Consider the following 7,023-nt stretch of genomic DNA (forward strand, 5'->3'; position numbering starts at 1 on the left):
AGACCCGCAATATTTTTGCAGATAGTTCGGAGAAGGAGCGCTGCTCCTTCTCATGCCTGCGCCTACAAAAGGAACGGTTTCACAGAATGTACGGGCGCAGGCCTAGGAACCACCCTGCAACAAAGAAGATTCGGAGAATAAAAAATCCCCCGCCAGAGACGTCCGGCAGGGGAATCAGTTACGTTATAATTGCTTTTGAATATAGCCGCCGCCGAGAACAGCGGTGCCGTCGTACAGCACACAGGATTGTCCTGGAGCGGGTGCGCGCTGTGGAGTGTCGAACACCACGCGCATCTGTCCGTCCGGCAGCAAGGTGACGGTGGCAGGCGCATCACTTGCGCGGGAGCGCACCTTGACGCTCACCTTCGCGGTCGGATTTTCCACACTCAGGTGTGGGTTTGGTTGAATCACACAGTCCTGCAGCAGGACACCGTCGGCGTATTCTTCGCCGGTGCGCGCAAGGTAGATGCGGTTGCTGGCAGGGTCGATCTCCTTGATGAACACCGGATAGCCCAGTGCGATGCCAAGGCGTTTGCGCTGTCCTACCGTGTAGTGAATCAGACCTTTGTGGCGTCCGCAGACACTGCCGTCCGGTGCGACAAAGTCGCCTGCCGGACATTTGCCCAGCTTCTGCTCGACAAAGGAGGCATAATCTCCGTCGGGCAGCCAGCAGATCTCCTGGCTGTCAGGAGCGTCGGCGCAGGCAAGACCCATCTCGCGGGCAATCTGGCGCACCTGTGGTTTTTCTAAGCCCTCCAGCGGCAGCAACAGCATCGAGAGCTGCTCCTGAGTCAGGCGGTAGAGCATATACGACTGGTCGCGCTCGAGGCAGGAGGATTTTTGCAGCACCGCCGTGCCGTCGGGCAGGTGATCCACGCGGGCATAGTGTCCGGTGGCGATATAGTCAAAGCCGTGCTCCTTTGCAAAGCGGCAGATGATGCCGAACTTGGTGGTCGGATTGCAGAAGATGCAGGGGTTCGGCGTACGTCCGGCGCGGTATTCGCGGCAGAATGGCAGGATGACATTCTGCTCAAACTCCTCATGGCAGCGGACCACATGGAGCTTGACATCCAGCTGCTGTGCGACGACCTGTGCAGCCTGTACAGCGGCAGCATGGACAGGAGAGAACTCAAGGATGATGCCCTCGACCTCATAGCCCTGACGCCGCAGCAGTTCGACGGCGACCGACGAATCGACACCGCCGCTTAAAGCGACGAGAACTTTTTTAGTGGACATGGCAGGCCTCTGGATCAGGCAGTTCGCCGATGATCGGTGTCGGGTCGATGCCGTTGCGGCGGTAGTAGTCGGCCAGCGCCTGTTTGATGGCCTGTTCCGCCAGTACCGAGCAGTGAACCTTAACCGGTGGCAGACCGTCGAGGGCTTCGACGACCGCTTTATTGGTGAGCTTGAGGGCCTCGGAGACCGGTTTGCCCTTAATCATTTCGGTTGCCATCGAGCTGGTGGCGATAGCAGCGCCGCAGCCGAAGGTTTTAAATTTGACATCGGTGATGATGTCTTTATCAATTTTGAGGTAAATTTTCATAATATCGCCGCAGGTAGCGTTGCCGACCTCACCGACGCCATCGGCGTCAGCGATTTCGCCGACATTGCGAGGATTGGAGAAGTGGTCCCAAACTTTATCAGAATACATCATAGTGATTGTCCTTTCTTTTATTACCATGCACAGGGAGGAATCCCTGTGGCATCCTCTTTTTTTATTTTATTGCAAAGGCTTTTTGTTTGTTGCAGGAAGATTCCTGCAAAGACCGCACCTCTGCTTTCTATGTTGTCCATTTTTTCTGTGGTGCAGAAACTTTCTGCAAAGACGATTGCGGGCTTACGCAGCCCGCACCCGCGATTACTTTCCTTTCACGAGGAAAGTAATCAAAGGCGTGCCAAAGAGGAGGATTCCTCTTTGGAAACACCTCCAAGGGGCACATCCCCTCGGGAACTTCGCATAGTGAAGTTCTCTCCCCCTATCTGCTCCGCCAGCGAGAGGATGTCAAATACTGACGTACCACTTCGGACAGCCGAGTGCCTTTGTCGAGCGCACTTTCTGCCGATACAAAGGGGGTTCAAAGGGGGTCAAGTATGACCCCCTTCGCTGGAAATCCAAAAACCAGGAGGTTTTTGGCGCGCCTTTCGTCCATTTCCTCGCGGAAGGAAATGGACCCCAGGGTGCAGGGGCGGGTAGCCACCCTGCAAAAAGGATTTTGCAGGGACTACCCTGCAAAGATACCTGCGGGTTGCGGGCTGCACAAGCCCGCGAAAAAAAGCCTTGTTTTTAAACGGAAATGATTGTATAATAAAACCAAAAAATGGAGCGTCAGGAGGAATTGTTATGCAAAAAATCACCATGCAGGACCTTGAACAGATCCACTGCCTTTCGCAGGTGGCTTGTTCGCCCGACGGCAGCAGCGTGGCCTTTGTGGTCACCCGCGCAAGCCTCGACAAAAATACCTACCTTTCTAACCTCTGGCTTTGGGAAAACGGCAGCTGCCGAAAGCTTACCAGTGGCGATAAAGAATCGGATTTTGTCTGGCTGGACGACGAACATCTGCTCTTTGCCGGCGACCGTAAGCACGACCATAAGCCGCAGCCAGGTCAGAGCGTCACCGTCTATAACCGCATCAATATCCATGGCGGCGAGGCGGAGGAATACTTTGTGCTGCCGATGAAGGCAAGAAGCCTCTATCCGGTAAGCGAAGATGAATTTTTATTCATCGGCACCTACGACCACTACGGCATCGACCTCACCGGATTGGAAGGCGAGGAGAAAAAACAGGCCATCGAGCGCATCGAGGAGGAAAAGGACTACGAGGTGTTCGACGAGCTGCCGTTCTGGTCTAATGGCAAGGGCGTCATCAATAAGCTGCGCAACCGCCTGTATCTGTTTGACCGCACAACCGGTGAGTGTAAGCTGTTAAGCCCTGAATATATGAACGTCAACACCTTTGACTATGATAAAGCGTCCGACCGCGTGCTCTACGGCGGCCACGACTATCAGTGGATGGACGACCAGAAGGACGATCTGTACGTCCTTTCGCTGCACACCGGCAAGCAGGTTGCTCTCCAGTTGGAACACAAATATGGCGTCGATGCTGCAAACTTTGTGGACGGCAAAATTTTGCTCGCCATGTCCACCGGTGAGCGCTACGGCACCAACGAAAACCCGACCTACTTCTTAGCCGACCCGGATACCGGCGCCATCACCGAGCTGTGCGACCTCGACCCAAGCCTGCGCTCGAGCGTCAGCTCGGACTGCCGTCACGGCGGCGGACGCACCCGCAAGACCATCGGCGAACACTGGTACTACACCGGCACCCGCGGCTACGATTCGATGATCGTCCGCCTGAGCCTCGACGGCAAGGAGACGGTGGTCACTCCGTCGGTACACGGCAGCATCGACTGCTTTGACTGGGCAAATGGCGCCTTCTACTATGTCGCCATGCGCGACAACGGCCTGCAGGAGCTGTACTGCTGCACCGAAAATGGCGAGGAAACCAAGCTCACCCACTTTAACGACGAATATCTCTCCACCCACAGCGTCGTGCCGGTCAAATATCTGTCCTTCACCGACAGCGACGGCGTGCAGATCGACGGCTGGGTCATGGAACCGGTCGATTACGACCCGACCAAGCAGTATCCAGGCATCCTCAACGTCCACGGCGGACCAAAGGCGGTCTACGGAACTCCGTTCTTCCACGAGATGCAGTATTGGGCAAACGAAGGCTACTTTGTCTTTTTCTGCAATCCGCGCGGCGGCGACGGACGCGGCAACGAGTTTGCCGACATCCGCGGCAAACGCTATGGCGTCATCGACTACAACGACCTGATGGAATTTACCGACACCGTGCTGGCAAAATATCCGCAGATCGACCCGCAGCACATCGGTATGGCGGGCGGCAGCTACGGCGGCTTTATGGCAAACTGGATCGTCGGACACACCAACCGGTTTGCAGCGGTGGCTTCCCAGCGCTCGATTTCCAACTTTATCAGCAAGTGCCTGACCACCGACATCGGCTACTATCACAATCTGTCGGCGGTACAGTCCGACCCATGGAACAGCCCTGCCGAGATGTGGGAGCGTTCTCCGCTCAAATATGCCGACAAGTGCAAGACACCGACGCTGTTCATCCAGTCGGATGAGGACTACCGCTGCTGGATGACCGACGCACTGCAGATGTTCACTGCACTGCGGATGCACGGCGTACCGACCAGACTGTGCCTGTTCCACGGCGAAAACCACGAGCTGAGCCGCAGCGGCAAGCCAAAACACCGCATCCGCCGTCTGCGCGAGATCACCGAATGGTTTAACCAGTATCTGAAGGGGGAAACACCGTGCAGATAACCACCCGCGCCTATACACCCGAGGATTTTGAGCGCTGCCGCTGGATTGAACAGGGCGCGGTGAAAGCAAACCACTATTTTGCCGACGTCATCGACTACTACCGCACCACCGCCGGAGAGCTGGCGGTGGCGTGTGTGGACGGGCAGCCGGTGGGCATGGGCAAACTGACCGTATTGTACGACGGTTCGGCATGGCTGGAACTGCTGCGCGTCCATCCTGACTTTCAGCGCAAGGGCGTCGGCCGCGCCATCTACCGCCGCTACTTTGAGCAGATCGAGCAGCTTGGCTGTCCGGCGGCGCGGATGTACACCGGTGTGCGCAACGTCGCCAGCGCCGGACTGGCGGAGTGCTTTGGACTGAGGCGCGGACCGGAGTTTCACTCGATGAGCGCTCCGACGCCAGATAAAACCCATCCGACCGGACTGCACCGCATCGAAGCGGCACAAGCCATCGAGCGTCTGCCGGAACTGACCCAGCAGACCGGCGGCTTTTTGAGCATCAACCACACCTTCTGTCAGCTCAACGAGCAGACGCTGCGCGGATTTGCCGCCGCCGGCTGGCTGTGGGCAGAAGGTGAAACCCTGCTGGTCGCAGGCGCACGCTTTCAGCCGCGCAAGGCACTGTACATTGCGGCGGCGCTGGGACAGACCGAGCGTGCGCTCGACCATGCCCGCCATCTGGCAGCAGTAGGCGGCGCGCAGAAGCTGACCTTCCACTTTGCTCCCGACCAGCAGGAGCTTCGGGAGCTTTGCGCCGCCAACGGCTTTGAGGACGATCCATCGGACGACGTGGTCATGGAGTGGATTCGTCCCTGATACAAGAGGATAATTGCATAAAAATACATACATATAGAACTAAAGGAGGAGTACGATATGTCCATCAAAAAGGTAGCATGGATCGGAACCGGCGTCATGGGAAGCCAGCAGGCAGGTCACCTTGCCAAAAACGGCTACGAGGTCAGCGCCTACACCCACAAATATGAAAAGCTGCTGGAGCTGGAGAAGGAGTTCGGCATCCATCCGTGCAAGACCATCGCCGAGGCGGTTAAGGACGCCGACGCAGTCTTTGTCATGGTCGGCTATCCGTCCGATGTGCGCGAGGTATTCTGCGACGAGGGCGGCATCTTTGACAGCGCAAAACCAGGAGCACTGTGCATCGACATGACCACCTCCTCTCCGTCGCTGGCAAAGGAGCTGTACGAAACAGGCAAACAGCGCGGCGTGCGCGTGATGGATGCGCCGGTTTCGGGCGGCGACAGCGGCGCACGCAATGCGACACTGTCCATCATGGTCGGCGGCGACGAGACCGACTTTGCCGAAGCGATGCCATTGTTTGAGTGCATGGGCAAAAACATCATCCTGATGGGACCTGCCGGCAGCGGACAGCACACCAAGGCTGCCAACCAGATTGCCGTCGCAGGCGCAACAGCAGCCTACACCGAGGCGCTGCTCTACGCCGAAAAGGCAGGACTGGACCCGCAGAAGATGCTGGCAGCCATCGGCGCCGGTGCTGCCGGAAGCTGGCAGCTTGCCAACATGGCGCCGCGTGCGCTGGCAGGCGATTTTGCGCCAGGCTTCTTTGTCAAGCACTTCATCAAGGACATGAAGATTGTCAAGGAGGAGAGCGAGAAAGCCGGCGTGGAGCTGGAGATGCTTAATGCCGTACTGGGACTGTACGAGCAGATGGCAGCTTCCGGCATGGAGAATGCGGGCACCCAGGCGCTCATCGACTACTATCATAAGAGAGAAAAATAACCGCAGAAACAACAAGGGCTGGCAACAAATGTTGCCAGCCCTTGTTTTGTCGTTTGTGCTTTTGTTTGCCTGAGAGCTAAAATCTTTTCTTTTCGTTTCTCTGCAAGCTTGCCTAAAAGACAAACACTTTTCTTTTGGCGGAACAAAATATGAAATATTTTGTTCTCTTTTCTGCGTAAAGAAAAGGTGGAAAGAAGATAAACATTTTTTATTTGGTTCGCTACTCTTTAGGGAGGGAAGGAGGTTTCGGTTCTCCTTAAACTCCCTTGAGAACTAAACACTTTTCATTTGGCTCGCTACTCTTTAGGGAGGGAAGGAGGTTTCGGTTCTCCTTAAACTCACTTGAGAACCAAACACTTTTCTTTTGGCTCCACCTTTTCTTTTAGCAAAGAAAAGGTGGAAAGAAGCTAAATACTTTTCATTTGGCTCGATACTTTTAGGAAGGGAAGAAACCTTGTACGTTTTCTCTCAAACTCCCCTGAAAGCTAAACACTTTTCTTTTGGCTCCACCTTTTCTTTTAGCAAAGAAAAGGTGGAAAGCAAAGAAAAGGTGGACTATTTTACAAAATAATCTGCGAGGTTTGCGTTTTCGTCGATGACAGGCTCGATCTGCGCGGTCTTGCAGGTCATCAGGGTGGTCACGCCTGGGCCGTGTCCCGACAGGATGCAATCGCTGTGGACGACCACGCCGATGGTGATGGCGCCGGTGACAAAGTTGCGGCCGTAGCGGGTGTCCGCATCCATGATTGCCACGATGTCGCCGAAGCGCAGCTTATCCAGTCCGTACTGCTGGCAGATCTGCTTGTCGTGCAGCGTGATGTCATAGTCGCCATAGTAGGAGGTCGATGCGCCCAGTCCCGAGCCCATGATGCAGCCTGGTACCACCTTGGCAACGCCGACCACCAGCTTGCCGTCCTT

General features: G+C 55.9%; 5 protein-coding genes and 1 pseudogene. 3 read left to right on the forward strand and 3 right to left on the reverse strand.

Annotated elements, in window-relative coordinates; genetic code table 11:
• Positions 1-183: 183 nt before the first annotated feature.
• Both mnmA and nifU read right to left on the reverse strand, forming a co-directional pair.
• Positions 184-1,236 carry a tRNA 2-thiouridine(34) synthase MnmA gene (gene mnmA, locus Q0L39_RS09850; protein ID WP_296628803.1) on the reverse strand — a complete coding sequence of 351 codons (1,053 nt, stop codon included), beginning with the start codon at positions 1,234-1,236 and terminating at the stop codon, positions 184-186.
• Complete coding sequence (gene nifU, locus Q0L39_RS09855; protein WP_296628804.1) at positions 1,226-1,654, reverse strand: Fe-S cluster assembly scaffold protein NifU; 429 nt, start codon at positions 1,652-1,654, stop codon at positions 1,226-1,228. Before nifU ends, mnmA begins: the two co-directional genes overlap by 11 nt.
• A 687-nt stretch (positions 1,655-2,341) precedes the next feature.
• Here nifU and Q0L39_RS09860 point away from each other — a divergent pair.
• From Q0L39_RS09860 to Q0L39_RS09870, 3 genes are read left to right on the forward strand one after another with little or no spacing between them, the layout of a single operon-like run.
• Positions 2,342-4,351 carry a S9 family peptidase gene (locus Q0L39_RS09860; RefSeq protein ID WP_296628805.1) on the forward strand — a complete coding sequence of 670 codons (2,010 nt, stop codon included), beginning with the start codon at positions 2,342-2,344 and terminating at the stop codon, positions 4,349-4,351.
• Positions 4,342-5,166 carry a GNAT family N-acetyltransferase gene (locus Q0L39_RS09865; RefSeq protein WP_296628806.1) on the forward strand — a complete coding sequence of 275 codons (825 nt, stop codon included), beginning with the start codon at positions 4,342-4,344 and terminating at the stop codon, positions 5,164-5,166. The genes Q0L39_RS09860 and Q0L39_RS09865 overlap by 10 nt, the downstream gene beginning before the upstream one ends.
• 57 nt (positions 5,167-5,223) lie before the next feature.
• Positions 5,224-6,105, forward strand: coding sequence for an NAD(P)-dependent oxidoreductase (locus Q0L39_RS09870; protein ID WP_296628808.1), 882 nt, complete (start codon positions 5,224-5,226; stop codon positions 6,103-6,105).
• Positions 6,106-6,660: 555 nt separating this feature from the next.
• Here the strand turns inward: Q0L39_RS09870 and Q0L39_RS09875 are convergent.
• Positions 6,661-7,023, reverse strand: a pseudogene (locus tag Q0L39_RS09875) (DUF4438 domain-containing protein); the annotation flags it as partial.

This window comes from uncultured Negativibacillus sp., from assembly GCF_944388365.1.
Classification (GTDB): domain Bacteria; phylum Bacillota; class Clostridia; order Oscillospirales; family Ruminococcaceae; genus Negativibacillus.